Raw genomic sequence first — 25,201 nt, forward strand, 5'->3', positions numbered from 1 at the left:
GGGTCAGACCTTGATCGCGCCCATGTCGACGGTGAAGGTCGAGGCGGTGATCGTCCGCGAGGCGTCCGAGGCGAGGAACATCACCGAGTCCGCGATGTCGTCGGTGGTGGCCATGCCCATCCCCAGGATCGGCGTGAAGTGCGGCAGGAACTGCGGCATGGTGTTGAACACCTCGAGCGCGTCGGGGTCCTCCGCGCCCATCGGCGTCTGGACACCGTAGGGGTGGATCGTGTTGACCCGGATGCCGTGCTCGCCGAGCTCCTTGGCCGCCGTCTGCGCCAGGCCCACCACGCCGTACTTGGACGCCGAGTAGGGCGACTGCACCGGCATGGCCTTGAGACCGGCCACCGAGCTCACCAGGATGATCGACCCGCCGTTGCCGGCGGAGAGCATGTGCGGGATCGCCGCGCGCAGCGTCTTCCAGTAACCGGTGAGATTGATGTCGATGGTGTCCTGCCACTGCTGCTCGTCGAGCTCCCAGACCTTGCCCCAGTTGCAGATGCCCGCGTTGGCGATCACCACGTCCAGGCGGCCGCCGAAGCGTTCCACGCCGCGCGCGACGAGGGCCTGCTGGAACGCCAGGTCGCGGACGTCGCCGACCTCGGCGAGGATCTCCCCTCCCTCGGCCTCGACACGCTCGATCGTGGTGGCCAGGTCGTCCTCGGTCGCGGTCCGGTACTTCACGTACTCGGACGGCGAATCACACAGGTCCAGTCCGATGATCTTCGCACCCTCACGCGCGAATCGGATGGCGTGCTTGCGACCCTGGCCGCGGGCCACGCCGGTGATGTAGACGACCTTGCCGTCGAAATCTCCCATTACAGGGGTGTCCTTCTCTCAGGTGGTGGTGGGTCAGGCGCCGAGACGGCGCGTGAAGCCTTCGGGGATGACGTAGTCGTCACGGCTCAGCTCGGAGATGGAGGACTTGCTGAGCCCGATGAGGCTCGAGTCGAGCCCGGAACGCATGATGTCGAGCACGTTCTCCACGCCCGCCTGCCCGTTGGCCCCCAGGCCCCACAGGTAGGCGCGTCCGATCATCACGGCGCGGGCCCCGAGCGCGAGCGCCTTGGCCACGTCCGAGCCGCGGCGGATGCCGCCGTCGAGCAGGACCTCCACCTGGTCGCCCACCTCGTCGGCGATCGGGGCGAGGCAGCGGATGGACGCCGGGGTCGCGTCGAGGTTGTTGCCGCCGTGGTTGGACACGGAGATCGCGGTGACGCCGGCGTCGACGGCGCGCTTGGCGTCATCGACCCGGGTGATGCCCTTGAGCATCACCGGCCCGTCGTAGTTCTCCACGACCCAGGCGATGTCCTCCCACGTGGCGGGCGGGGTGCCCATCCACTCGCCGTACGCACCGAAGAAGGTCGGGCCCATCTCGCCCTGGTTGACGAGGTTGGGGGTCGTCAGGTCCGGGAACCGCTTGTTGACCACCACGTCGCGCGCCCACTCGGCGGCCCACCGCGGCCGGACCGCGATCTGCGGGGCCAGGGTGATCATCGCCTTCGCGTCGAGCTTCTCGGGGATCGCCGGGCTGCCCCAGTCACGGCCCATCGAGAACGACCAGTCGGTGGTGAGGATGACCCCGGCAGCGCCGGCGGCCTTGGCACGCTCCAGCCGCTCCAGGACCTTCTCCTTGCCGCCCAGCCAGTACACCTGGAAGAAGGTCTGCGGGTTGGCCGCGATGACCTCCTCGATCGGCTTGGACGCGAACGAGCTCAGGCCCATCGCGGTACCGCGGGCGGCCGCGGCGCGGGCCACGTCGACCTCACCGTCCGGCGTCACGGCCTGGACACCGGTCGGCGAGATCATCACCGGCAGGCTGATGGGCTGGCCCATCACCGTGGTGGCCATGTCGCGGTCCTGTTTGGCGCCGATCACGTGGGGCTTGGGCTCGAGCTCGGTGAAGGCGTCCATGTTGTCGCGGATGGTCACCCCCGCCTCGCTGCCGCCGACGAGCGCCATGTACACGCTCTTGGGCAGCTTCTTCTGTGCGCGACGCTGGGCCTCGGCGACCGACTCGAACCACGGGTTCTGGCGCCAGGGGTTGGCCTCGGCGATCTTGGACAGGCGGGACACGGTGGTGGGTGCTCCTTCTTGGTGGGTTTCGTCCGGGTGGGACGGCTCAGATCGGGGACTCGTCGCACAGGCTGGTGGGCCTGCGGGGCGGTGTCGTGACGAGGGTCAGCGGCACCGGGCCGGTGGGCTGCTTGCGCGCCGCCAGCCCCATGGGCCGGGTGTGGTCCTGCGACGGGTCGGGGATGCTGCGCTCAGCCGCGAGCAGTCCCTCTCCGTACCCCTGGACGCACTCGGGGTCCGGGCCGTCCATCGGCAGCCCGGTGAAGAACTTGGCCGCCATGCAGCCACCCCGGCAGCTGTCGTAGAAGTCGCAGGACGCGCACGCCCCGGCCGACTGCGGCTCGCGCAGCTCACGGAACAACTCCGAGGTCTGCCACACCGTCTCGAACCCGCCGTCGGCGACGACGTTGCCGGCGAGGAACTCCTCGTGGATGGCGAAGGGGCAGGCGTAGACGTCGCCGATCGGGTCGATCAGGCACACCACACGCCCGGCACCGCACAGGTTGAGCCCGGGAAGCGAGCCCTGCGCCTGCCCCTCACCGAAGGGGGTCAGGTGGAAGAAGCTGTCGCCGGTGAGCACGTCGGAGCCGTTCGCGACCAGCCAGTCGTACAGGTCCTTCTGCTGTTCGGGCAGCGGATGCAGGTCGTCCCACACGTCGGCACCGCGGCCCGAGGGACGCAGGCGGGTGATGCGCAGGGTCGCGTCGTATTTGTCGGCCAGCGCCTTGAACTCGTCCAGCTGGGTGACGTTCTCGCGCGTCACCACCACCGAGATCTTGGCGTCGGTGAAGCCGGCGTCCTTGAGGTTCTGTAGCGCACGGCAGGCCATGTCGAAGGATCCCGGGCCGCGGACCGCGTCGTTGACCTCCGCGGTCGCACCGTCGATGGAGATCTGAACGTCCACGTAGTCGCTCGCGGCCAGGCGCCGGGCGACCTTCTCGTCGATACGGACGCCGTTGGTGGAGAACTTCACGCCCACCTGGTGGCTGGTGGCGTAGTCGACCAGCTCCCAGAAATCGGAGCGGACCGTCGGCTCACCACCGCCTATGTTGACGTAGAAGACCTGCATCTTCTGCAGCTCGTCGATGATCGCCTTGCACTGCTCGGTGCTGAGCTCGCGCGGGTCACGGCGACCGGAGGAGCTCAGGCAGTGCACGCAGGCGAGGTTGCAGGCGTAGGTGAGTTCCCAGGTCAGGCAGATCGGCGCGTCGAGACCACGCTCGAACTGGTCGACGAGGCGGCCGACCGGGGCCGGGGTCGCGGGGGCGGACGTCGTCGCCGGGCGGTTGAGCATGCTGGTCATGAGGTCTCCTCGATCATGCGCGAGGCGGCGAGCTGGCCGAGCGCGTGCAGGTACAGCCGCGACGTTCCCGGGTCATCGATCGACACCCCGGCGGCCGCGCAGGCGGCGCGGGCCGACGGGTGGTCGGCGAGGGTGCGGACCACCTCGACGATGGTCGGCGACTTCAGGAAGCTCAGCTTGCGGGTGTGGAAGTGGTAGAGCAGTGCCCCGAACGGCTCGGGCCGGAGCGCCACGCCGGGGTGCAGGCGCCAGCCGGCATCGAGGTCGAATTCCGCCGCGGCGGTTGACTGCTCGGCACCGGCCGGCGCTGCTGCGGAGGTCATCTCAGTAGACCCCACACATGCCGTCGATGGAGACCTCCTCGATGAGGGCCTCCTCCAGCACGACCTCGGTGTTCTGCGTGTTCTCCATGACGTGTCCTCTCGTCTGGCACTCCGGCGGTGTCCCACCGTGTTCCGGTGAGATCCGCATCATATTGGCACTTAGTGCCAGTGGCAAGGGTCACTCATCTAGGCTCTCGTGTCATGGGAACGCCGGAAATGCCCGGAACCGAGACACGGCCCCCCGGGCGTCGCCCGTCGACCACGCGCGCCTCGATAGTCGACGTGGCCCTCGACCTGTTCGCACGTCAGGGATACGAGGCGACCAGCGTCGACCAGATCGCCGAGGCCGCCCACATCTCCCGCCGGACCCTGTTCCGCTACTTCCCCGGCAAAGCCGCTATCGCGTGGGGCGAGTTCGACGTGCAGATCGACCTCATGCTGGACTACCTCTCCGCCGTGCCCGAGCAGACGCCGCTGCGGGACGCCCTCGCGGACGCGCTCATCGCGTTCAACACCTTCCCCGCCTCCCAGACCGAGGTCCACCGACTGCGGATGCGGCTCCTGCTCGGGGTGGACGAACTGCAGGCGCACTCGACCCTGGTGTACGCCGACTGGCGCCGGGCCGTCGCCGGGTTCGTCGCGGACAGACTCGGCGAGACCGTCGACGATCTGGCGCCCTCCGCGATCGCTCACGCCGCGCTCGGGATCGCGCTCTCGGCCTACCGCCTGTGGGTGTCCGAGCCCGGAGCCGATCAGGATCGCCTCCACGATCTCCTGCGTCGCGGGACGCAGATCCTCGCCTGAGTCGACGCCCTCGCGCCCGGCGGGCGGGCGCGACGAACTTACCGACGGGTAACCTCGTCGTCGTGACCGATACGACACCGACCCCCGCCTCCCCGTCCACCGGCGCGGAGACCCCCACCTACCGCCTGTGGAAGACCGCCTCCCGGCTACCGTTCGGCTCACGCCTGTTCAGTGCCGGGGTCAGCCTCAAGGCCCCGTACTTCCGCACCGTGCGCCCGCACGTCGTCGACGTCCGACCCGGCCGCTGCGTGGTGCGGGGGCCCGGATGGTGGGGCAACCGCAACCACATCGGCACCTTCCACGTGATCGCGGCGTGCAACCTCGCCGAGATGGCGATGGGCGTGCTCGCCGAGGCCACCGTCCCGGCCACCCACCGCTGGATCCCCGTGGGGATGAACGTGCGGTACCCGGCCAAGTCGACCGGAGGGATGACGGTGACCGCGGAGTGGACGGAGCTGCCGGACTTCTCGTCCTTCACCAGCGGGCAGGACGTCGAGGTGCCGCTGAGGTTCGTGGACGACGCCGGGGTCGAGCCCGTGGTCGGTTCGATCACCATCCGGGTCTCGCCCAAGAAGAAGGGCTGAGGCCACCGGGGCCCGGGACTGCGCGGTCCCCCGGGCACCGTCACTCCGCCCTTCGACCCCGGCAACCCGCCCTTCGGATGTCGATGCGCCCCCGGAGCCCGCAGCGTGGTTGCGAATCCGGAGGGCGGATCCGGCCCGCTGGTTTTCCGTTGCGGAAACGGAAAGAGAGGCCTATGTTTTCCATCATGGAAAACAACGGGCCCGCTCCGGGCACCGGGCCCCTCGACCCGGACAACGCCGTGCCGCAGGACGGCACCTCCCAGCAGGACACCGCTGCTCCGTGCGGGACCACCGCGTACGACCCGGCCGCCGCACTCGCCGATGTCGACTCCGCACGCCGCGCCGTGGCGGACCGGCTCATCACCCCGTGGTGGTATCACCCCGCGCTCGGGGCGATCCTCGCCGCGATCCTCCTGGTCGGCGCTCTCGACCTGCACGACCTCATCCGCCTCCCGGTGGCACTTGTCGGCGCCGTGGGCATCGGCCTGCTCGTCGCCGCGTACCAGCGAATCACCGGCCTGTGGGTGGACATGCGCAACCTCGGCCCCGTCTCGCGACGGTGGTGGCTCGCCTACGCGGTGGTGGTCGTCGTCGTCACCGTCTCCTCGCTCGCACCCACACTCACCGACCGGGCACTGCCCGTGTGGGCGGCCCTGGCCCTCGCCGCCATCGCGCTGGTCGCGACGATCGTGTTGGGACGCCGGGTCGACGAGGCCCTGCGGACGGAGATCCGCTCGGGCGCCGCCGCGCTCCCCCGCCGGCGATGAGGGCCGGACGCCCCGCGGCGCAGTTCGACGAGATCATCCACGCCCCGCACCGCCTGCGGATCTGCGCCCTGCTCGCGCCCGTGGAATCGATGGAGTTCGGGACCGTCCGCGACGAGCTCGGGGTGGCCGACTCCGTCTTGTCGAAGCAGTTCAAGGTCCTCACCGACGCCGGGTACGCGTCCACCTCCAAGGCCGCCGGGAAGACCGGTCGCGCACGGACCTGGTTGGCCCTGACACGGGCCGGGCGGACGGCGTTCTCCGGTCACCTCGAGGCGCTGCGGGAACTGGCAGCCGCCGCGGAGGGCGCACCTACCCCGGGGCGAGGGCCCGGCGCGCAGTGACCGTCAGTCCCGGGTGCGGGCGTCGAAGGCCTTGATCGCGATCGGGGCGATGATCACCGTCAGACCCACGATCCACAGCAGCGACGCCAGCACCGGGTGCTGCAGTGGCAGTGCGGCGTCCGGCCCGACGGCAGGCGCGTTCCCCCACAGCTGACGCATCGCCTGCACGACCGACGAGAGCGGGTTCCACTCGGCGATCACCCGCAGCCAGGCCGGCATCGACTCCGGCGGGGCGAAGGTGTTGGCGACGAACGTGATGGGGAACGTCGTGGTGAACATGACGCCGTTGACCGCCTCGATGGTCTTGAGCCTCGAGCCCACGACGATGCCGATCCAGATCATGACGAAGCCGAAGCCCACCAGGATGAGATAGCCCAGCAGCGCGTCGAGGATCCCGCTGCGGATCCGCCACCCCACGATGAGGCCCGTCAACGACATCACCACCACGCCGATCGACGAGTGGATGAGGCTCGAGGCGCTGCGGGCGATGAGGATCGACGCGCGCTGGATGGGCAGCGAACGGAAGCGGTCGATGATCCCCTTGTTGAGGTCGTTGCACAGACCGGAGGCCACGACGAACGAGGAGAACGCCATGGTCTGGGCCATGATGCCCGGAAGCAGCCACTCGCGGTAGTCACCGCCCGCCACCGCGATGGCGCCACCGAAGACGAACGCGAACAGCAGCACGAACATCACCGGCTGGATGGTGACGTCCGCGAGGTTCTCCGGCTGACGCCGGATGTGGAAGAGGTTGCGGCGGGTCAGCGCGGAGATCTGGCGACCGAACGAGGGCCCGTCCGGGCGGGCCGGCACGGAGAAGTGCTCCGCGGTGGGCGGTCCCGCTGTGGACGGGCCCGCCGAGGGGTCGGCGACTGTGCTCATACCCGTGACTCCTGTTCCATCGTGTCGGTGTGCTGCGGGTCCTCGGCCTTGCGTCCGGTCAGGGACAGGAAGACGTCGTCCAGGCTGGGACGCTGCAGGCCGATGTCATCGAGTTCGATCCCCGCCTCGGTGAACGCGGCGGCGATCCCGGCCAGCGCCGACACCCCCTCGGACGGTGCGGTGAGCCGCCGGGCGTCCCTGTCCACGTGGAAGTCCGCGATGCGGGTACCCAGTACCCGCACAGCCTCGTCTACGTCCTCTGACCGGGACACCGTGATCACCAGACTGGCCGCGCCGGAGCGGTCCTTGAGCTGCAGCGGCGTGCCCTCGGCGATCACGCGGCCGTGGTCGATGACGATCACCCTGTCCGCCAGCTGGTCCGCCTCGTCGAGGTACTGGGTGGTCAGCAACAACGTCGTGCCGTCCCGGACGAGGTCGCGCAGGACGTCCCACAGCTCGTTGCGCGAGCGGGGATCCAATCCCGTGGTGGGCTCATCGAGGAACAGCACCGGCGGGGCCGCGACGAGGCTCGCCGCCAGGTCCAACCGGCGCCGCATACCGCCGGAGTAACTCTTGGCGACCCTGGTGGCCGCGTCGCTGAGCGAGAACTTCTCGAGCAACTCGTCCGCCCTGGCCTTGACCGCCTTCTTGGGCAGCCCGTACAGGTCGCCGATGAGGCGGAGGTTCTCCCGCCCGGTGAGCAACTCGTCCACCGTCGCCGACTGGGCGGTCAACCCCATCGCCTTGCGGACCTTCGCCGGCTCCCGCATCACGTCATGACCGGCGACCCGCGCCGTCCCGGAGGTCGGCGGGCTCAGAGTGGTCATCATCCGGATGGTGGTGGTCTTGCCGGAACCGTTGGGCCCCAGCAGACCGAGGACCGTCCCGGTCGGGACGGCGAACGAGATGTCGTCGACGGCGGTGAAGTCGCCGAAGCGCTTCACGAGGTGCTCGGCCTCTATCGCCGGGGCGGAGGCGGGTCGGGTATCCACCTCAAAAGGGTGTCCCCCGTCCGCGCCCGAGTCAACACTCACCGCCCGCTTTGCGGACAGGATCTGTCAGCAATGGGCCGGAACCGGCCGGGATCGGATGCCGACTGCCGATGAGCGGCCTACCGTTCCCGGTATGCCGCGCATCACAGTGACTTCCGTCCACGTTGACGACCAGGCTCGTGCGCTCGCCTTCTACACCGACGTGCTGGGGTTCGTCCTCAAGTACGACCTCCCCGCCGGTGACTTCCGGTGGCTGACGGTGGTGGATCCCGGCGACCCGGGTGGCACCCAGCTACTGCTCGAGCCGGACCAGCATCCCGCGGCGCGCGCCTACACCGCCGCCCTCCGCGCGGACGGCATTCCGGCCGCGCAATTCGAGGTGGACGACATCCACCGGGCCCACTCCGAACTGCAGGAGAAGGGCGCCCGCATCGTGCAGCCTCCCGCCGAGATGGGCCCGGTGTGGACGCTGGTCCTCGACGACACCTGCGGCAATCTCATCCAGCTCGTCACCGCGCCCGATATGTGAGAGTTGTTCCCGCGTGGGCTCGCCGGGGGTGCCCGGCGTATCGTGGGGAGGTTGCCAGCGCGATCGTCGCCGCCTCACGACCAAAGGATGACCGGTACCCATGAGCCCCATGTCGACCATCCCACCGACCATCGCCCGATCGTGGCTGCTCCTGCCCGCGGACAAATCCGAGCGATTCGACGACGCCGTCAACTCGGAGATGGACGTGGTGGTCCTCGACGTGGAGGACGGGTGCCGGCAGTCCGAGAAGGAGCGCGCCCGTCGCGAGGTCCGGCAGTGGCTCGAGGCCGGCAACCACGCGTGGATCCGCATCAACGATGTCCGCTCCCCCGAGTGGGAGAGGGACCTCATGGCACTCGGGCACTGCCCGGGACTGGACGGCGTGATGCTGGCCAAGACCGAGAACGCCGAGCACGTCTCCCTCACGGCCGCGCGCCTGGCCGAGAACACCCCGATCGTCGCGCTGGTGGAGTCGGCCGACGGCCTCGCCCAGGCCGCCGAGATCGCCAAGTCCGACCAGGTGGTGCGGCTGGCCTTCGGCGTCGGTGACTTCCGTCGCGACACGGGCATCGGGTCGTCGCAGATCGCCCTGGCGTACACGCGCTCGCAGTTCGTGGTGGCCAGCCGGATCGCGCGCGTGGCCCCGCCCATCGACGGGCCGACCATCTCCAACGACACGCAGGTCCTCAGGGACGCCGCCGAGCACGCCGTCGAGATGGGCATGACCGGCAAGCTGTGCCTCCGCGTGGACCAGGCGCCCTACATCAACGAGGTCCTCTCCCCCTCCGCGGCCGACGTCTCCTGGGCCGAGTCCGTGATCGACGAGCTGGGCCCCGGCGGCGAGCGCGCCCGGGACGGCGCCGATCTGCCGCGGTTAGCCCGGGCCCAGAAGATCGCGCGCCTCGCGCAGGCGTACGCCGGGGCTCGCTGACGCGGCCTCGCGCGCGGACAGGGCCCCGGAGGAGGTCAGCGGGGTGAGTCCCCGGTGACGAGCGGCAGGTCGGGGTCCGCCGCCCAGGCCACCATCGATCCGTCGTAGACCGCCACGTCCTCGCGACCGGCCAGCGCCAGCGCGTGGGCGACCCCGGTGGCGGCGATCCCGCCGCCGCAGTAGGTGACGACCTTCCGGTCCTCGTCCAGCAGCCCGGCCGCCTCGAATTCGGCGCGCAGCTCCCCGATCGGCCGGAGCGCGCCGGACTCGGGGTCCCGCAGGCTGGTCACCGGCAGGTTGATGCTGCCGGGAATGTGGCCCGGCCGACCGTACGAGTCGACGTCGCCGCGGTAGGTGGCCTCGTCGAGGACGTTGACGAGGATCGTGTTCTCGTCATCGAGGGCTGCGGCCACGTCCTCCGTGGACCGGATCATCTCCGGGCGGCGGACACCGCTGAAGGTGCGGGGCGTCGGCACGGCGATCTCATCGGTGACCTCGTAGCCCGCGGCCTTCCACGCCGGCAGGCCGCCGTCGAGGACGGTGACGTCGTCGAAGCCCTCGAAGCGCAGGTGCCACCAGAGCCGGGTGGCCCAGAACCCCTCGTGCTGGTCGTAGACCACCACGGTCGCCCCGTCCCCGATGCCCAGCGCACCCGCGGCAGCCGCGAAGCGCTCGTGGTCCGGCGCGGTGGCGGGCAGGGCACTGCCCGGGTCGGCGAAGTCGCCGAGCAGGTCGGCGAACAGGGCGCCGGGGATGTGGTCGGGTCGGTACGTCGCGAGGCCCGAGACCGGGCGCGGGGTGCCGTCCGCGTCGGCGGTCAGGTGGGTGGTGGCGTCGACGACGACGAGGTCGGCGTCACCCAGGTGCGCGTGCAGCCACTCGGGGCTCACGGTGAGGGGGGTCGTCATGTCTGCTCCTTTCGATGACTACCCCTCCCAGGATAGACAGATCTGTTCAGTGGACGCGCTGGAGCCGGACGTTGGCGAACTCGGTCAGTCCCCAGCGGCCGAGCTCGCGGCCGTAGCCCGAACGCTTGACGCCGCCGAACGGCAGGCCGGGCATCGTCGTGCCGTGCTCGTTGACGTAGGCCATACCCACCTCGAGCCGCTCGGCCACCTCGGAGGCGCGGTCGACGTCGGTCCCCCACACCGAGCCGGACAGGCCGAAGTGGGTGTCGTTGGCGATCCGCACGGCCTCGTCGACGGAGTCGTAGGCGTACACCATGGCAACGGGGCCGAAGATCTCCTCGCGGTAGGCGTCCATCTCCTCGGTGATGTCGGTGAGGACGGTGGGCTGCATGAACGCGCCGGGCCGGTCGATCGCGGCGCCGCCCGTGACGAGCGTCGCGCCCTGCTCGACGGCGCGCTCGACCTGCTCCACGACGCCGTCGCGCGCGTCCTCGGAGGACAGCGGGCCCAGCTCGGTGCCCTCGTCGGCGGCGGGACCGACGGACAGTTCCTCGTAGAGGTTCTTCAGTCGCCCGACGAAGTCGTCCTTCATCTGCGCCGGGACGAAGATCCGCTTGGGCGAGTTGCAGGCCTGCCCACAGTTGGAGAGTCGCGCCCGACCCACGGTCTCGACCAGCTCGTCGAGGTCGTCGGCGTCCAGGACGACCAGCGGGTCGGAGCCGCCGAGCTCCAGGACGCTGGGCTTGAGGTTCTCCGCGGCCACCGTGGCCACCGCGGCCCCGGCGCCCTCGCTGCCGGTGAGGGAGACGCCCTTGATCCTGGGGTCGGCGATCATCTCGGCCACCGTGTCGCTCGAGGCGTACACGTTGACGTAGGCGTCCTCGGGGAGGCCGGCTCCGCGCTGGACCTTCTCGATCGCCGCGGAGGAGCGGGCGCAGATGCTCGCGTGCTTGAGCACGACGGTGTTGCCCAGTAGCAGGTTGGGTGCCGCGAACCGGGCCACCTGGTAGTAGGGGTAGTTCCACGGCATGATCCCGACCAGCGGTCCGACCGGCTCGTAGGTCACCCGGTTGAGCCGGGCGTCCGGCACATCCAGGGTGTCGGACTCGAGCAGCGCCGGGCCGTGCTCGCCGTACCAGCGGTAGATCGACGCCGCGAGGGCCACCTCACCCCGCGCCTGTTCGGGGAGCTTGCCCATCTCGGTGGTGATCGCCTTGCCCAGCTCCTCGCGGTGCTCGTCGAAGGCGTCGGCGATCGCCAGGAGGATCCGTGCCCGCTCGGACACCTCCGTCGCGCGCCAGGCGGCGAACCCCTCGGTGACCGTGCTCAGGATGGTGTCGACGTCCTCGGTCTGCTCGTACTCGCGGTCGGTCCGGCCGGTCGATGGATCGTGCGTGACGTACATGCGGTTCTCCTTCGCGTGGCGTTCTGGTCGAGGCTCGCCGGGATCGTTCCCGGCTCGTGCCGCGACGGTAGGACGCCCGCGGGCCGGACGCATCCGGTCGACACGCCACGACCCCGCCGGCGTCCAGGCGTGCCGGCGGGGTCGATCGGAGGTCGGGAGGGTCAGCCCCAGCCCTGGGCGGCGCGCCGATCGGCGTCGGCCATGCCCTGGTTGCCCTGGCTCGCGGCGCGCGAGATCTCGGCCAGCATCGCCTGGAGCGCGGCCGCGGCCTGGTCCCAGTCGTTCTGGTGCGCCTGGTAGGCGACGGCGGCGTCACCCTCCCACTCGGCGACGAGCGGCGCGAGGTAGGCCTTGAGGTCGTCGAGCGTGCTGCGCAGGGCGGTGGAGGCCTGCGTGACCTGCCCGACGAGCGCCTCGATCGGGCCATGGTTGTAGGTGATCTGTCCTGAGGTCATGGGAGTTCCCTTCCGGTGCTGGCGGTGTCGGCGGTCAGAGGTTGAGGGGGCCGGCGGCGCCGGCGCGGTTGATGAGTGCGGCGGAGTCCTGGTCCGCGGCGTCGAACGACGAACTGTTGGTCCGCATCGTCTCGGAGATCCCCGCCAGCGCGTGGTTGAGCTTGGTGCTCTGCTGCTGCCATTCGGTCATGATCTGGGTGAACCGGGCCTGGGCGGCGCCCCGCCACACCGAGCCCCCGAGCTGGGACACGGAGTCCCGCACAGTGCCGAGCAGTCGGTCGATCTCCAGGTTCACGTCGTCGACCCTCCTGGCCGCGGTGTCCATGGTCCCGATGTGGGTGTTGAACCCGGTCATCTCGTCCTCCCCTGTGGTCGGTGCGGAATCCCCTTCTGGGTCCGTCACAGTGTTCGACGCGCCCTCGGGGCGGTTCGGTTCCGCCTGATCGGCGAAAACTTCCCCGCGATTCACTCAGCGGGGTGCGATCACGCGGTCGCGTGCAGCCGCGATGCCGCCTCCACGGGGCCGATCGCGGGGACCACGAAGGACAGGAGACGGGCCCGGTCGCACGCGTCCACCACCCGCTCGGCGAGGCGTCCGCGCGCCAGCACCTCGGTCGACCCGGTGCCCGCCTCCCGCCTCCGTCGCCGCAGTCGGGCGAGGGCGTCGAGGATCCGGGGCACCTCGTCGTCGGTCATGGTGTCGCGGTAGGGGTCCCGGCGGTGCACCACCTCACGGTCGACCAGCGTGAGGCCACTCCGCGTCCGCTCGACCAGGCCCACGGTGGTCCGTGTGCGGCAGGTCTCCACGCAGATCGCCCACCGGGCCGAGGAGGACGGGAGCGCCTCGGCGGTGACCAGCGCGGCCCTGACCACGCGGGCGGTGACACCCACCGCGTCGGCGGCGCCGACCAGCCGCGCGGTGCGGCTGGCCCCCCAGTCGGTGGGTACGACCAGCACCACGGCGTCGCCCTCGCGTGCCGCGCCCCACCGCAGTGCCCGGGCTACGGGGGGCCCGAGGAGCTCCGAGACGGGGACCGACAGGCCCGCGACGTCGACGCGGTCACGATGGGCATAGGCGACGGGGTCGGATAGGCACCGGTCCGGGAATCGGCGGGCGGCCGACTCGACGCGGTCGGAGCACTCCAGGCGATCGCCGCCCGGGGGCAGGGCCGTTCCGTCCATCCCGGCGAGCACGGACACCGGTGCGACGACCGGGGACAACTCGGCGGAGGCGGAGGCGACCGCCACCGTCAGCCCGGAGCAGGACAGATCGATAGCAAGGGTCGCCGCCCGCGGCCCCGGCGCGGACCGCTGCCCCGTCACGACTCGGACAGGGCGGTCTGCACCAGCCGGACGCCCCCGTCGCGGGTGATGAGCCTGCCCCGGCCCGCCGGCAGCGGCCCCGGCCGGACGCCGCCGAGAAGAGGGCCCTCCTCCCGACTTCCGGACATGAGGACACCGGCGCCACCGAGGTCGCGGATGCGGGCGACGAACGGGTCGAACATGGCGCGCGACGCCCCGGCGCTGCGTCGCGCGAGGACCACGGTCAGACCGATGTCGCGGGCATGCGGAAGGAACCGGGTGAGCGGCTGCAGCGGGTTGCCCCCGCCGGTGATGACGAGGTCGAGGTCGTCGACCAGCAGGTTGATCCGCGGGCCGGTCCACCACGACCGGGCCCGCAGTTCCTCCGGGGTGACATCCGCGCCCGGCATGCGCTCGTCGAGGACGCGGACGAGGTGCTCGACCATCGGGGCGAGGGCGGTCTCGGTGGGCGCGTAGCCTGCGAGGTGCGCGCCCTCGATCTCGCCGAGCATGGTGCGCCGGTAATCCACCACGATGAGCTTGGCGTGTTCCGGGCTGTTCCCGGCCACCAGTCCGCGCGCCAGCGAGCGCAGCAGCGACGTCTTGCCGCACTCGGAGTCGCCGAGCACCATCATCAGCGGGTCGCCCTCGAGATCGGCGTAGACCACCTTGAGGTCGGCCTCGTCCACCCCGAGCGGGACCCGGGTGCGGCGCCCGTCCGGGCCGGGGCGGGACAGGCTCGCCAGCTGGGCGTACGGCAGCATCTCGGGCAACATCCGGACCGGCGCCGCCGCGACGTCCCCCACCCGCGCCCGCCACCTGCGGGCCAGATGACGCGACGCCTCCGCTGTCGCATCGGCCACGCCGTCGGGGTCGACCCGCCCGTCCAGGCGGGGTTGATAGACGAGCATGTGGTGACGCTCCGGCGTGAGTCCGCGGCCCGGGGCGGCGGGCACGGTCATCGCGGCCCGCCGGTCGATCATCGAGTCGGTGGGATCCCCCAGCCGCAGTTCCACCCGGGTCCCGAGGGCGTCGCGCAGCGCCGGGCGCAGGTCCGCCCACCGGGAGGCGGACAGCACCACGTGGATCCCGTAGGACAACCCGTCCGCGGCCAGTCCCAGCACGACCTGCTCGAGGTCCTCGAACTCGGTGCGCAACGCCTGCCATCCGTCGATCACGAGCAGGACGTCGGGGTACTCGGCCACCGGGCGCCCGTCCCGGTCGACCATCCGTCGCCGAGCCTGGTCGAGGGAGACCACGCCGGCGTCGCGGAACTCGGTCTCGCGGCGGCGGCGCTCGGCGGCCACCTCGGCGACGGTGCGACGGATCTTCTCCTCCTCACCGCGGCGGGCCACCTCGCCGACGTGGGGCAGGTCCGCGATCGACTGCAGCACCCCGCCGCCCAGATCCACGACGTACACCGACAGTCGGCCGGGCTCGGTCGTCGCAGCCGCGGACAGCACGAGGGTGCACAGCGTGGTCGACTTGCCGGAGCGGGTCCCACCCACCACGGCCGCGTTGCCGTCCGCCCCGGACAGGTCCACGTGCCAGATGTCCCGACGCTGCTCGAACGGCAGGTCGACCTCGGCCAGCGGGAAGCGCAGCAGTGCGGTCCCGCCGGTGCCCGGGTGCAGGCCGCTGCCGGTGGGCCCGGCGACAGCGGGTTCTGTGCCCACGGCGGAGTCGAGCGGCGCACCCTGTCCCAGCGGCGCCAGCCACACCTCGTGCGCCGGCCTGCCGTGTCCTGCGAGTCGTCCCACCAGCACCTCGAGCAGGCTCGCGGACCCGTCGGCGGTGCCCGCATCCGCGGCGCCGTCCGACACCGCCCCCTCGTCGTCGGCCCCGGACGCCACCGGTGCCGGGGCGGGCACCGGCATGTACCAGGACGTGAACGGGCGGACGGTCGGGCGGGCGGCCGGCGTGGCCACCGATGACCCGTCGACGCGGCGGTCCCGGTGGTACGGCCCGGAGACGTAGGCCGCGTCGAAGCGCACCGGGTCCCCGGCGTCCACCTTGAGGTAGCCGGCGCCCGGGGTGGCGGGCAGGTGGTAGGCGTCGGTGACCCCGAGGACCGTGCGCGACTCGGTGGCGGAGAACGTCTTCAGCGCGATCCGGTAGGACAGGTGACTGTCGAGCCCGCGCAGCCGCCCCTCCTCGAGCCGCTGCGAGGCGAGCAGCAGTTGGATGTGCAGACTGCGGCCCAGGCGACCGATGGTGAGGAACAGCTCCGCGAACTCGGGCTTGGACGACAGGAGCTCGGAGAACTCGTCGACCACGATCACCAGCGCCGGGAGCGGATCGAGCGGGGCGCCTTTGGCGCGGGCGGCCTCGTACTCGGCCACGCCTCCGTAGTTGCCCGCCGCACGCAGCACCTCCTGGCGACGATTGAGCTCGCCCTCGAGCGCGTCACGCATGCGGTCGACCATGGTGATCTCGGCCTGGAGGTTGGTGATCACGGCGGACACGTGCGCCAGCGACTCCAACCCGAGGAACGTGGCGCCGCCCTTGAAGTCCACCAGGACGAGGTTGAGCGAGTCCGGGTCGTGGGTGGCGACCAGGCCCAGCACCAGGGTGCGCAGGAACTCGGACTTGCCGGAACCCGTCGCACCGATGCACAGCCCATGCGGGCCCATTCCCCCGTGGGCGGCCTCCTTGAGGTCCAATTCCACGGGCGCGCCGTCCGGGCTGACACCCACCGGTACCCGCAGGCGATCACGCTCGCCGCGGCGACGCCACGCCACCGCCGGGTCCACCTGCCCGGCGACGCCGATGCCCAGCAGGTCGGGCAGACCGGGCGCGCGACGGGTCGTGGTGGACCCGTCGGCATGGGTCACCGTGTCGGCGGGTCGGTACCGCGCCAACGCCATCGCCAGCCGCTCGGCCTCGGGCGGGCTCATCGCGTCGACCCGGGCGATGTCCTCGTCACCGCCCTCGGTGCGCACGCGGGCCACGCCGTCGTCGTCGACCCGGACACACAGGCCGCGACGCAGCGCGAGGTCGCGCAACTGCCCCGCGCGGCTGCCGGAGACCTCGAGCACCGTCACCCCGTCGAGTCCGTCCTCCGCGAGCAGACGTTCGGCGCCGGTGACCCCGACACCGTCGACGACGACGACGAGGTGCGCCCGTCCCGGGACGACCGCCGCACTCGGTGAGAACGCCGAACGGTCGGACATGTCCTTCCCCAGCATCGACTCCACCCCGGCCAGTGAGAACTCGGTGAGTCGGACCCGTCCACCGCCGTCGGTGTAGTCGGGGTGTTCGTGGTGCGGGAGCCACTTGAGCCACTCCCAGGCCTGACGTGCGTCGCCCTCGCTCGCGGCCACCGCGACACGGACGCGGTCGGGGCCGTGGGCCACGACGAGACCGGCGATCATCGCGCGCACCGCGGAACGGACCACGGCCACCTCCCCGTCGAGCGACAACGCCGCGAACGCGCGCAGTTCGAGCGCTACGGGCAGCTCGTCGACCACGGAGTGCACGCGGACGAAGCGACGCATGCTCACCACCGACACCGGTTCGAGGTCGTCGACCGGACCGGTGTCGGGTGCCTCCAGTCTCGTCGCGAGCGCCTGACGGCCCGGCCCCACGCGGATGGTGAGGTCGTCGGGGTCCGACTCGTCGCGCTTCCACATCCGGGGCGTGCCCACCAGGGCGGGCAGTTCCACGGGGTCGGGGTGACGCCACAGCGCGGCGGCCCGCTGCGCGGACGCGGTCGCGCGCACGGTGTCGCGCGTCTGGCCGAGGTAGCGCAGGTAGTCCTTGCGCAGTTCGTCGGTCTCGGCGGTCTTGTTGCCGCCGCTCAGCGTCCCGGCGAGCATGCCGACCGCCGAGACCGCCATCATCACCGGGAAGAGCAGGAACATGGGGCTGCGCATCATCCCGGTGCGCATCATCACCACGACCATCCCGCCCACGGCCACCACGAGCACGATCGGCAGGATGATCTGGATGAGCGGCCGTGGGGTGGGCCGGGGCAGCGCGGGCGGCGCCTGGAGTGCCAGCTCCCCGCCGGGCATCGGCGGGGGGTCGAGCCTGACCGCGCGGGTGAACACGACATCACCCATGAACGTCACCCGTCCACGTCACCAGTGATCAGTCCCCTCGCTCCCACCGGGTGTGTCCCGGCCGCCGGGAGATGACGCCCCCACAGGCGTCCGTCCGACCCGACAATGATCGGCGTATCGGATGGCGATGTTAGGACAGTGCACGTCCTGACGGGGGCACCATCCGGTGGCCGGTTGGGAGGACCAGCAGTGCCGGAACGCAGTGGGATCCGTGAGGTCGCGGCGGGCGTCGAGCCCCTGGACCAACGTCGGGTGTCGATCGTGTGCCGCTCCACCCGGGTGGACCTGAGTCTGCCCGCCCACCTCGAGCTGGTGGCGGTGATACCCGAGGTCGTGGATCTGGTCCGCGAGCACATCCGTGCGATCACGGGTCCGGCGTCCGGGGTGGACGTGGACGCACGGATGGGCGGGGACACCGGCGGGTCCTGGCAACTCTCGCGTCTCGCGGGCGGGCCCCTGGCGGTGTCGGAGACGCTCGCTCAGCAGCGGGTCCACGACGGGGAGATCCTCGTGCTCGACCACCGTCCGGTCCCGACCCCGGCGCCCCTGTTCGACGATGTCCTACAGGGTCTCACCGAACCGGATGTGGCCCGTTCCCCCGCCTGGGACCGGCACGACGCGGTCACGGCCGCGACCGCGACGGCGGCGGTCGTGGCGCTCGCCGCCATGGTGGCGCTGGTGCGCCAGTGGTCGACCGCGGGCGGGCTCATGGTCCCCCTGGTCGCGTCCCTCGTCGCCATCCTCGGCCTGGCGGCCGTGCTGGGGCTTCGCCGCACCCCGGCGCCGGGGTCGGCCCACGCCGTCGCGGGTGCGTGTGCGGTCGGGTTCACGGTGCTGGCGGGCACCGCCGTGGGTGGCCCACCCGTCGGGGCCGGCCACCTCGTCGGTGGATTCACCGCCGGGGCGGTGCTCGCGGGCGTACTCCGGTGGACGGTGTTCCGCCCGGGGCCGGGCGACTACACCCTGGCCTCCGGCTACCTGGCCGCGGGCGTGGCCCTGGCGACCGGGGCGGCCGGGGCGATGGTGGTCGCCACGACCCGAGTTCCGACCGCCGCGACGGGAGCCGGAGCCGTCGTCCTCGGGCTGGTGCTGCTCACCGCGGCGCCCCGGATCGCCGTCTGGGCCGGGCGCATCCCCATCCCACCGGTGCCGGCCCCGGGCGAGGACGTGGAGGCCGGTGACCTCGAGGAGATCGACCACGACGTTCGTGGTCGGGCTCGCGGGCCGCTGCCGACCCCGGACGTGCTCCGGCACCGTTTCCACACCTCGCGCTCGTGGCTCACCGGGATGCTCGTCGCGGCGGGGGCGGTCTGCACCACCGGGTCGCTGATCTCCCTGACCGGGGACGCCGACTCGACCCGCTGGGCGGCGCCACTGGCCCTGGTCCTCATCGTCGTCCTGGTGCTGCGCGGCCTCGGTTACGCGGACCGGGTGCACACCGCCGCGCTGCTCGTCTCCGCACTCGTGCTCACCGCCGGGGTCCTGGTGGGGGCAGGACTCACGGTCGCCTCCCCCGTGGGCGTGGTGGTGCCGGCGGCCGTCGCGGTGGCGGCCGCCGTCGTGGTCGCCTCGTCGGTACTGCCCCACGTCGAACTCTCCCCGGCGGCTCTCCGTGCCGTCGGGGTGATCGAGGCGATCGGGATCTGCGTGGTCGTCCCACTCGCGGTGGGCGCGATGGAGGTCTTCTCCCTCGTCCGTCAGCGATGAGGAACCGACCTCCGACCGCCAGGGTCGCGGCCACCGCCGGGGCCGTGGTCGCGATCCTCGCCGGGCAGCTCGCCGACACCGCCGTGGCCGCCGCACTCGAGCGACCGTCGATCGACGGGCCGGTGCCGGAGGCCTCCGGACCCGACGCCGGTCCGCTCCGACTCGACGGGCCGTGCCGCACCACCGCGGCCGTCCTCGACCCCGGTGCGTCGCCCCCGTCGGCCACTGCGGCCGAGCTGGGCGGGGCGTGGATCCACGGGCGTGGCGAGGGCCAGGTCGTGGCCGTGATCGACACCGGCGTCAACCGCGGCCCCCGCCTGCCGCGGGTGCGGGGCGCCGGTGACGTGGTACCCGGACGCGACGGCACCGAGGACTGCGACGCGCACGGAACCCTCGTGGCGGGGGTGCTCGCGGCGACCGAGGACGAGACCGGCCACTCGGGCGTCGCGCCCGGCGTCGAGATCGTCTCGATTCGTCAGTCCAGCAGCGTCCTGCGTCCCGAGAACCGGGACCGGGGGGCGGACGAACCGACGGTCGGTTCCGGGGTCGGTACGGTGTCGTCCCTGGCGCGCGCGATCCGGGCCGCCGTCGACGCCGGTGCGGGCGTCATCAACATCTCCGAGGTCGCGTGCGTCCCCGCGGGCACGGTACTCGCCGACGCCACCCTCGGCGGAGCGATCCGTTACGCCGCCGTTGACCACGACGTGGTGTTGGTCGCCGCGGCCGGCAACGTCGGGGACGCGTGCGGGGACCAGAACCCCGGCGGTGCCGACCCGTCGGTCCCGGGAGACGACGGCTGGGACGACGTGGTCACCATCGCCTCTCCCGCCTGGTACGACGACCACGTCCTCACCGTCGCCGGGGTCGACGCCGACGGCGTACCCGCCGACTTCTCCCTGCGCGGCCCGTGGGTGGACGTCGCGGCGCCGGCGGTGGACCTGCGCTCCGTCGGTGCGGACGGGGCCGGGGTGTCCGACTTCGTGGTCGCCGGGGACGGTTCGCGCACGCCCATCAGCGGGACGAGCTTCGCCGCCCCGTTCGTCGCCGGCACCGCCGCGCTGATCCGGCAGGCCCACCCCGGACTCACCGCGCGTCAGGTGATCGCCCGGATCGAGAACACCGCGATCCCCGCCGCCGGAGGTCACGACTTCGCGGTGGGACACGGGGTGGTCGACCCGGTGGCGGCGGTGACGGGAGTCCGCAGGTCCGGGCGCCCCGGTCCCGCGTCCACCACCATCGCCGCTGCCCCGGCCGATCCGGGCCCACCCGGTGTGGGCACCGGTGCGGCGGTGGCGGGGGGTTCCCTCGCCCTCGGGACGATCGCCCTCGTCGTCGTCCTCCTCGTCCGGCCCCGCGATGAGGCGGACTCCCCCGCCTGACCGGTCACCCCTCACCCCGTGGCGGCGGTCCCTCCCACGGACTCAGCGTCGGCCCCGTCGCGGGCGACCAGCGCGGACTCGCGGTCCAGACGCGGCCCTGCCGGGAGCCGGTCGAGGACGCCCCCGTCCACCGGCACCGGGATTCCTCCCAGGCCCAACACCGCGGCGGTCGGGGCGTCGGGCACGTCGAACCGCACGCCGGTGTCGGAGACGATCGTCGTCACGGCGCTGCGCGTGGTCGTCCCGCGCCCGGTCGCCGCCACCAGCAGCCCGCCGCCCGGGATCCCCACCGCGTCCACGGAGGGCCCCCCGTCGTCGGCGCCGGCAACCGCCCGCACCTCACCCGGGCCGGGCGCGGGCGCCCCCGCCACGAGCGTGACCCGCCGCAGGGCGGAGTCCCGCCGGCCCGCGTCGCGGACACACAGCACGGGCGAGTCGGCCGCGTCCAGTACCGTCGGGTGCTGCCCGGGGAACGCCTCCACGTCGAGCGCCACCGACCGCGGCACGCCCATCCGGTCCGGCGGGACCTCGACGACCGACCCGACCGTCGACGTGGACCGGATGACATCCGCGAGCACCGGCCCCACCTCCTGCACCCCGTCGGCGAGCGCGACGTGGGTGCGCGTACCTGAGGCGGTGTCGACGGTGAACACCTGCCCGATCCGCAGTCCGTCCAGGCCGTAGTCCACCGGGTCGCCGGCCATGTCGATCACCGGACGACGCACCGGGTCGACCTCGGGCAGCGGATCCACCAGGGCCGCCGTGACCGGCCGCGGGTCGACCCCGCCGAGGCCGAGGATCGACAGCAGGTCACCGTCGTCGAGGTCGATGCGCGCGCGGGTGCCGTCGCGCAGCAGCCATCCGGTCCCGTCCTGGTCGGCCAACACGACCTCGTCGGCGCCCGTGTCCCGACCCGGCCCACTCCCCTCGCGGGCGACGATGCTGGTGCCCTTCAGCCGCGGACGCCCGCGCTCGGCGTCGGCCACCTCGTCGCACACCGTCCACGACACCGCGGCCGCGGCCTCGGCGTCGCGGTGGGCGGGCAGCGCGGACGGTGCCCCGGGGATTCCGAGCAGTCCGCCCCGTGGGGTTCGCGCGATGTCGGCGTCGCGCACGGTGCGCGGTTCGGCGGGCTCGCCCAGCACCAGCCGCGCGGATGCGAGATTGCGGACGGGGTGGACGGTCTCGCCGGCGCGCACGTACATCTGCCCGGAGTCCCGCCCCACCATGACCGTGGTCGCGTCGACGTCCGGTGCGGGGTCGAGCAGCGCCAGTACCGCGGCCCCGGCGACTCCGATCACGGCGAGGACCACGCCCACCGTCAGTCCGGTGCTCTGCCGTTTGAGGGGGTCGTGCAACATCCGGACGTCGCGGGCGACCACCGCGTGCCGGGCCCGGCGGGTGAGGAATCGGTGCCCGTCCACCTGCGCCCCGGTCGTCGGCTTGAGCGGCACGTCCCCGGCTCCCTTCGCCTGATGTGACACCACCGCGACCGGGGGCACCGGGGGTAGGGTACGCCACGATCCGGCCCGCGTGGCCGGTCTTCCGAGGCCGCCGGCCGGGCGCGCCCGGGTCTCGTGGCGCGACGGAGGTGCGGGCGGTATGACGGCGGTTCCGACCCTGTCCGGGCTGGTCGTCGTCCTCGTGTCCACGCTCGTCCTCACGGTGGTCTGCCCGCCGTCCTGGCAGCCGTGGGTGCAGTTCGTCGTCGCCGGTGTGGTCGCCGCAGCGATCACCGCGCGGCGCAGCGGTCGGCCCGTGCTCGCTCGGGACCAGGCCCCCCGGCGGCTGTCGGTGGACGTGGTGGACCTCGTCGCGCCCGACCGCTCGGCCGTCGGATGCGTCGAGGGCGACCGGATCGTCACCACCGCCGTCGAGATCTCGGCCGGCGCCCTCGTGGTCACCGAGGTGGGGCGCGACGACCCGGCCGACCACCGCGGCGTCCGCCTGCCCCTGGCCGTGGTGGCGCGGCAACTCGACCAGGGCGGGGTGGTCCTGGAGGGGATCGACGTGGTGGTCGACGGTCGCCGCGCGGCGGACGGTGACGACGGCGGGGTCTACGACTCGCTGGTCGGGCCGCTGGCACTGATCTCACACCGCCGCGTGCACCTGTTGGTGCGGTTCGACCTGGCCCGGCTGGCGACGGGGCCCGCCGGGTCGGCCGGGTCGGCCGGGTCGCAGGGTGCGATGCCTGTGGGCCCGCTGGAGCAGGTGGTGGCGGTGGCCACCGAGCGCCTCCGGCGCGCCCTGGTCCACCACGGGGTGCCGTGTCGGGTCCTCGACGCCGCCGAGCTCGCCGCCCTCTACCTGGACGCCGAGGCCCATCCTGGTCCCGGGGTGGGCCTCGTGGTCCGCCCGTCGGCGGACCCGCGGGCGGTGATCGACGGGCTCACCACCGTCCGGGCCGCCCGCATCACCGAGGTCGTCCGGTTGCGGCGGGTGGAGGGCCGCGACGACGTGGTGGACACGGTGACCACCGTCGGGCTCACCGGGGTGTCGGACCCCGAGATCGCGGGAACGGTGCTGCCGACGACCGCGGTCACCTGTCACCCCCTCCCGTCCGTCCGGGTGTCACCCGTGCCCGGCGAGGCCCTACCAGGCGCGATCGCCGGCTCGCTCGCCCGGCGGGCCGTCGACGACCTCGCCGACCTCGCCCCGCCCGCGCACGGTTGCGGTCAGATCCTCGGCGCGACCCGCACCGGCGCCGCGGCCGCCATCCAGCTCGCCGGACCACACCTCCGGTCGGTCCTGCTCGCCGCCCGGCCCGCCGTCTGTCGTCAGGTGGCGTTCCGCGCGGTCGCGGCCGGGTACCGGGTGGCCGTGGTGACCGACGTGCCCGACCGGTGGGAACCGCTGGCGGTGATCGGCGACGAGACCCGATACCGGATCATCGACCCCGCCTCGTCGGACGCGGGCGCACCGGTCGACGCCGTGTTGTGGGACGTCGACGGCCCGCTGACGGAGGGACGGATCGACGCGCTCGCCGGGCCCGGTGGCCCGGATGTCACCCCGCCCACCGTCATCAGGGTGGACGCCGACTGGGAGCTGCGCGGCGGCAGTCGATTGGCGTCCGCCGCCGCACCGCCCGACCTCGTCCTGGACGGCCGGATCGACGGGTGGATCTCCGTGGAGCCGCGGGCCGGCGAACCCCGGCGCGTCTCGATGGTCGCAGGGCCGGGTGAGGACGCCTATGTCGGGCCGCTCGAGATGCCGGCCGGTCTCGCGACGGACGGTCTCACACCCTCAGGTGCTGCACCTTCCGCCAGCCCGGATCATCGGTGACCGTGACGGTCACCTCGCCCTGGTCCCACCCGGACGCCGCCACCCGCAACTGCTCGTGCGCGGGGGTGGTGGAGTCTACGTAGAAGTGCAGCAGCCGGCGCCCGTTGCAGCTCTCGGCCCCGACGCATTCCCCGTTGCCCTCGAGGCGCTCCACCAGGTGGTCCTCCAGGTCCCGTAGGCCCGGCAGGGACAGGGACCCGGGCAGACCGCCGTCCTCTACGTCCGTATAGGGGACGTGGACGGCGACGTGGCGGTCGAACTCCGGCGCGGACAGTGCGACCAGCGGGACCCGGACCACGGCCACTAGCGGTCCGCAGCCGGTCTCCCCGTGCAGGATCTGCCATGCCGGGTCGCCCAGCTCATCGGTGTTGTCCTCGGCGAGTTCCCCCAGGATCTCCGGCAACTCCCACAGCGGGACCGCCTCGACGCCGGGGGCGGTGGCGTTGGCCCGGATCAGGCCGACCCAGGTCTCCACCTGCTCCTCCCCGCACAGGGCGTCCAACAACAGGTAGGCGGCGATGCCCAGATCGGCGCCCGACAGCCCGGTGAACGCCGGGTGGTGCACGGTGACGTCGGCCCGGGACAGGCCCAGGTCCACCACGACCTCCGCCTGGTCGAAGTCCAACCGGCGGTCGCGGAAGTACATCGCGCAGCCCCGCACGGGTTCACGCAGGTCGGCGAACGACCACGTCTCATCGGCGTCCGGCGCCGCCGCCAGCCACCGGCGGGCCGCGCCACGCAACTCGGGCACCCCCGCGGCGGTGACGGTGAGCCGGTGCGGTCCGCCCTCGCCCGCCGGGATGAACTCCCACGACAGGCCCGGGTCGATGGCCTCGATCAGCGAGGTGATCTCCGGGACCACCCGGCGGGCGTCGCCGGAATCGAGCGCCGCCGTCGCGCGGCGCCTGCCGCCCTCCGCCCACCACCGCCAGAAGGTGGTCACGGCCCGGTCCGACCGCAGTCGGGCCGTCTCCACGCGGACGCCGGAGAAGTCCAGCGATCGCGAGAGCTGCCGGGGTCGCACCGCACGGATCGCCATCTGTTCTCCTCCCGTCACCGCGGTCCTCGTGAACATGTCTCCACCCCAGTATCCGGATATCCCGCCGATCGTGCCCGCGCCGACACACCCGGAGGGGTCGAGCGGGCACTCCCGGCGGGGTCGAGGGG

General features: G+C 72.4%; 24 protein-coding genes. 9 read left to right on the forward strand and 15 right to left on the reverse strand.

Annotation, left to right across the window (positions count from 1 at the left end):
- Nucleotides 1-3: 3 nt before the first annotated feature.
- From AC3DE3_RS14385 to mftA, 5 genes are read right to left on the reverse strand one after another with little or no spacing between them, the layout of a single operon-like run.
- Nucleotides 4-819, reverse strand: coding sequence for a mycofactocin-coupled SDR family oxidoreductase (locus AC3DE3_RS14385; RefSeq protein ID WP_260488403.1), 816 nt, complete (start codon nt 817-819; stop codon nt 4-6).
- 33 nt (nt 820-852) lie between these two features.
- Complete coding sequence (gene mftD / locus AC3DE3_RS14390) at nt 853-2,076, reverse strand: pre-mycofactocin synthase MftD (protein ID WP_260488404.1); 1,224 nt, start codon at nt 2,074-2,076, stop codon at nt 853-855.
- A gap of 46 nt (nt 2,077-2,122) precedes the next feature.
- The gene (mftC, locus tag AC3DE3_RS14395; protein WP_488370441.1) at nt 2,123-3,379 is read right to left on the reverse strand and encodes a mycofactocin radical SAM maturase; all 1,257 of its coding nucleotides are present in this window, start codon (nt 3,377-3,379) and stop codon (nt 2,123-2,125) included.
- The gene (gene mftB, locus AC3DE3_RS14400; protein ID WP_260488406.1) at nt 3,376-3,702 is read right to left on the reverse strand and encodes a mycofactocin biosynthesis chaperone MftB; all 327 of its coding nucleotides are present in this window, start codon (nt 3,700-3,702) and stop codon (nt 3,376-3,378) included. Before mftB ends, mftC begins: the two co-directional genes overlap by 4 nt.
- Before the next feature lies 1 nt (nt 3,703).
- Nucleotides 3,704-3,790: a mycofactocin precursor MftA gene (gene mftA / locus AC3DE3_RS14405; protein ID WP_067716580.1), complete on the reverse strand. Its 87-nt coding sequence runs from the start codon at nt 3,788-3,790 to the stop codon at nt 3,704-3,706.
- A gap of 113 nt (nt 3,791-3,903) precedes the next feature.
- On the opposite strand from mftA, the gene mftR reads away from it, so the two are divergent.
- The 4 genes from mftR (at nt 3,904) to AC3DE3_RS14425 (ending at nt 6,198) form a co-directional block, all read left to right on the forward strand.
- Nucleotides 3,904-4,506 (forward strand): mycofactocin system transcriptional regulator MftR, encoded by a 603-nt coding sequence (mftR, locus tag AC3DE3_RS14410; protein ID WP_260488408.1) that lies wholly within the window; start codon nt 3,904-3,906, stop codon nt 4,504-4,506.
- Nucleotides 4,507-4,568: 62 nt separating this feature from the next.
- Complete coding sequence (locus AC3DE3_RS14415) at nt 4,569-5,090, forward strand: hotdog fold domain-containing protein (protein WP_260488409.1); 522 nt, start codon at nt 4,569-4,571, stop codon at nt 5,088-5,090.
- 185 nt (nt 5,091-5,275) lie between these two features.
- Nucleotides 5,276-5,857 (forward strand): hypothetical protein, encoded by a 582-nt coding sequence (locus AC3DE3_RS14420; protein WP_488370442.1) that lies wholly within the window; start codon nt 5,276-5,278, stop codon nt 5,855-5,857.
- On the forward strand, nt 5,854-6,198 hold the full coding sequence (locus AC3DE3_RS14425; RefSeq protein WP_488370443.1) for a transcriptional regulator: 345 nt from the start codon (nt 5,854-5,856) through the stop codon (nt 6,196-6,198). Before AC3DE3_RS14420 ends, AC3DE3_RS14425 begins: the two co-directional genes overlap by 4 nt.
- A 3-nt stretch (nt 6,199-6,201) precedes the next feature.
- Here AC3DE3_RS14425 and AC3DE3_RS14430 read toward each other — a convergent pair whose 3' ends face one another.
- Nucleotides 6,202-7,080: an ABC transporter permease gene (locus tag AC3DE3_RS14430; RefSeq protein WP_488370444.1), complete on the reverse strand. Its 879-nt coding sequence runs from the start codon at nt 7,078-7,080 to the stop codon at nt 6,202-6,204.
- Nucleotides 7,077-8,072: an ATP-binding cassette domain-containing protein gene (locus AC3DE3_RS14435; protein ID WP_260488413.1), complete on the reverse strand. Its 996-nt coding sequence runs from the start codon at nt 8,070-8,072 to the stop codon at nt 7,077-7,079. Before AC3DE3_RS14435 ends, AC3DE3_RS14430 begins: the two co-directional genes overlap by 4 nt.
- Before the next feature lie 133 nt (nt 8,073-8,205).
- On the opposite strand from AC3DE3_RS14435, the gene AC3DE3_RS14440 reads away from it, so the two are divergent.
- Nucleotides 8,206-8,601: a VOC family protein gene (locus tag AC3DE3_RS14440; RefSeq protein WP_260488414.1), complete on the forward strand. Its 396-nt coding sequence runs from the start codon at nt 8,206-8,208 to the stop codon at nt 8,599-8,601.
- 109 nt (nt 8,602-8,710) lie between these two features.
- Nucleotides 8,711-9,532 (forward strand): HpcH/HpaI aldolase/citrate lyase family protein, encoded by an 822-nt coding sequence (locus AC3DE3_RS14445; RefSeq protein ID WP_488370558.1) that lies wholly within the window; start codon nt 8,711-8,713, stop codon nt 9,530-9,532.
- A 35-nt stretch (nt 9,533-9,567) separates the two neighbouring features.
- Here AC3DE3_RS14445 and AC3DE3_RS14450 read toward each other — a convergent pair whose 3' ends face one another.
- The 6 genes from AC3DE3_RS14450 to eccCa all read right to left on the reverse strand — a co-directional run bounded on the left by AC3DE3_RS14450 (nt 9,568) and on the right by eccCa (nt 17,666).
- Entirely contained in the window at nt 9,568-10,440 is an 873-nt protein-coding gene (locus AC3DE3_RS14450) for a sulfurtransferase (RefSeq protein WP_488370445.1), read from the reverse strand.
- A 46-nt stretch (nt 10,441-10,486) separates the two neighbouring features.
- Nucleotides 10,487-11,845, reverse strand: a complete 1,359-nt coding sequence (locus tag AC3DE3_RS14455; RefSeq protein ID WP_260488416.1) for an NAD-dependent succinate-semialdehyde dehydrogenase — start codon at nt 11,843-11,845, stop codon at nt 10,487-10,489.
- A gap of 161 nt (nt 11,846-12,006) precedes the next feature.
- Entirely contained in the window at nt 12,007-12,300 is a 294-nt protein-coding gene (locus tag AC3DE3_RS14460; RefSeq protein ID WP_260488417.1) for a WXG100 family type VII secretion target, read from the reverse strand.
- A gap of 34 nt (nt 12,301-12,334) precedes the next feature.
- Entirely contained in the window at nt 12,335-12,655 is a 321-nt protein-coding gene (locus tag AC3DE3_RS14465) for a WXG100 family type VII secretion target (protein ID WP_260488418.1), read from the reverse strand.
- 128 nt (nt 12,656-12,783) lie between these two features.
- Nucleotides 12,784-13,623 carry a hypothetical protein gene (locus tag AC3DE3_RS14470; protein WP_488370446.1) on the reverse strand — a complete coding sequence of 280 codons (840 nt, stop codon included), beginning with the start codon at nt 13,621-13,623 and terminating at the stop codon, nt 12,784-12,786.
- Nucleotides 13,620-17,666, reverse strand: coding sequence for a type VII secretion protein EccCa (gene eccCa / locus AC3DE3_RS14475; RefSeq protein WP_488370447.1), 4,047 nt, complete (start codon nt 17,664-17,666; stop codon nt 13,620-13,622). Before eccCa ends, AC3DE3_RS14470 begins: the two co-directional genes overlap by 4 nt.
- A gap of 189 nt (nt 17,667-17,855) precedes the next feature.
- On the opposite strand from eccCa, the gene eccD reads away from it, so the two are divergent.
- Both eccD and mycP read left to right on the forward strand, forming a co-directional pair.
- Nucleotides 17,856-19,373: a type VII secretion integral membrane protein EccD gene (gene eccD, locus AC3DE3_RS14480; RefSeq protein ID WP_488370448.1), complete on the forward strand. Its 1,518-nt coding sequence runs from the start codon at nt 17,856-17,858 to the stop codon at nt 19,371-19,373.
- Nucleotides 19,370-20,752, forward strand: a complete 1,383-nt coding sequence (gene mycP, locus AC3DE3_RS14485) for a type VII secretion-associated serine protease mycosin (RefSeq protein WP_488370449.1) — start codon at nt 19,370-19,372, stop codon at nt 20,750-20,752. Before eccD ends, mycP begins: the two co-directional genes overlap by 4 nt.
- A gap of 11 nt (nt 20,753-20,763) precedes the next feature.
- On the opposite strand, the gene eccB is transcribed toward mycP, so the two are convergent.
- Complete coding sequence (eccB, locus tag AC3DE3_RS14490; RefSeq protein WP_488370450.1) at nt 20,764-22,254, reverse strand: type VII secretion protein EccB; 1,491 nt, start codon at nt 22,252-22,254, stop codon at nt 20,764-20,766.
- 100 nt (nt 22,255-22,354) lie between these two features.
- Here eccB and AC3DE3_RS14495 point away from each other — a divergent pair, with 100 nt between their 5' ends.
- On the forward strand, nt 22,355-24,034 hold the full coding sequence (locus AC3DE3_RS14495; protein ID WP_260488424.1) for a hypothetical protein: 1,680 nt from the start codon (nt 22,355-22,357) through the stop codon (nt 24,032-24,034).
- Here AC3DE3_RS14495 and AC3DE3_RS14500 read toward each other — a convergent pair.
- Nucleotides 23,988-25,109: a DUF695 domain-containing protein gene (locus AC3DE3_RS14500; protein WP_488370451.1), complete on the reverse strand. Its 1,122-nt coding sequence runs from the start codon at nt 25,107-25,109 to the stop codon at nt 23,988-23,990. The genes AC3DE3_RS14495 and AC3DE3_RS14500 overlap by 47 nt on opposite strands.
- Nucleotides 25,110-25,201 lie beyond the last annotated feature (92 nt).

The organism is Dietzia sp. IBK-p2-16D (genome assembly GCF_057773085.1).

What these genes read in the sequence shown, in the direction of transcription:
- eccCa (WP_488370447.1), bottom strand. Translation starts at nt 17,666, where the DNA reads ATGGGTGATGTCGTGTTCACCCGCGCGGTCAGGCTCGACCCCCCGCCG.
- mftR (WP_260488408.1), top strand. Translation starts at nt 3,904, where the DNA reads ATGGGAACGCCGGAAATGCCCGGAACCGAGACACGGCCCCCCGGGCGT.
- AC3DE3_RS14455 (WP_260488416.1), bottom strand. Translation starts at nt 11,845, where the DNA reads ATGTACGTCACGCACGATCCATCGACCGGCCGGACCGACCGCGAGTAC.
- mftC (WP_488370441.1), bottom strand. Translation starts at nt 3,379, where the DNA reads ATGACCAGCATGCTCAACCGCCCGGCGACGACGTCCGCCCCCGCGACC.
- mftA (WP_067716580.1), bottom strand. Translation starts at nt 3,790, where the DNA reads ATGGAGAACACGCAGAACACCGAGGTCGTGCTGGAGGAGGCCCTCATC.
- mycP (WP_488370449.1), top strand. Translation starts at nt 19,370, where the DNA reads ATGAGGAACCGACCTCCGACCGCCAGGGTCGCGGCCACCGCCGGGGCC.
- mftB (WP_260488406.1), bottom strand. Translation starts at nt 3,702, where the DNA reads ATGACCTCCGCAGCAGCGCCGGCCGGTGCCGAGCAGTCAACCGCCGCG.
- AC3DE3_RS14385 (WP_260488403.1), bottom strand. Translation starts at nt 819, where the DNA reads ATGGGAGATTTCGACGGCAAGGTCGTCTACATCACCGGCGTGGCCCGC.
- AC3DE3_RS14465 (WP_260488418.1), bottom strand. Translation starts at nt 12,655, where the DNA reads ATGACCGGGTTCAACACCCACATCGGGACCATGGACACCGCGGCCAGG.
- AC3DE3_RS14500 (WP_488370451.1), bottom strand. Translation starts at nt 25,109, where the DNA reads ATGTTCACGAGGACCGCGGTGACGGGAGGAGAACAGATGGCGATCCGT.
- AC3DE3_RS14425 (WP_488370443.1), top strand. Translation starts at nt 5,854, where the DNA reads ATGAGGGCCGGACGCCCCGCGGCGCAGTTCGACGAGATCATCCACGCC.
- AC3DE3_RS14420 (WP_488370442.1), top strand. Translation starts at nt 5,276, where the DNA reads ATGGAAAACAACGGGCCCGCTCCGGGCACCGGGCCCCTCGACCCGGAC.
- AC3DE3_RS14460 (WP_260488417.1), bottom strand. Translation starts at nt 12,300, where the DNA reads ATGACCTCAGGACAGATCACCTACAACCATGGCCCGATCGAGGCGCTC.
- AC3DE3_RS14445 (WP_488370558.1), top strand. Translation starts at nt 8,711, where the DNA reads ATGTCGACCATCCCACCGACCATCGCCCGATCGTGGCTGCTCCTGCCC.
- AC3DE3_RS14495 (WP_260488424.1), top strand. Translation starts at nt 22,355, where the DNA reads ATGACGGCGGTTCCGACCCTGTCCGGGCTGGTCGTCGTCCTCGTGTCC.
- AC3DE3_RS14440 (WP_260488414.1), top strand. Translation starts at nt 8,206, where the DNA reads ATGCCGCGCATCACAGTGACTTCCGTCCACGTTGACGACCAGGCTCGT.
- AC3DE3_RS14450 (WP_488370445.1), bottom strand. Translation starts at nt 10,440, where the DNA reads ATGACGACCCCCCTCACCGTGAGCCCCGAGTGGCTGCACGCGCACCTG.
- AC3DE3_RS14430 (WP_488370444.1), bottom strand. Translation starts at nt 7,080, where the DNA reads ATGAGCACAGTCGCCGACCCCTCGGCGGGCCCGTCCACAGCGGGACCG.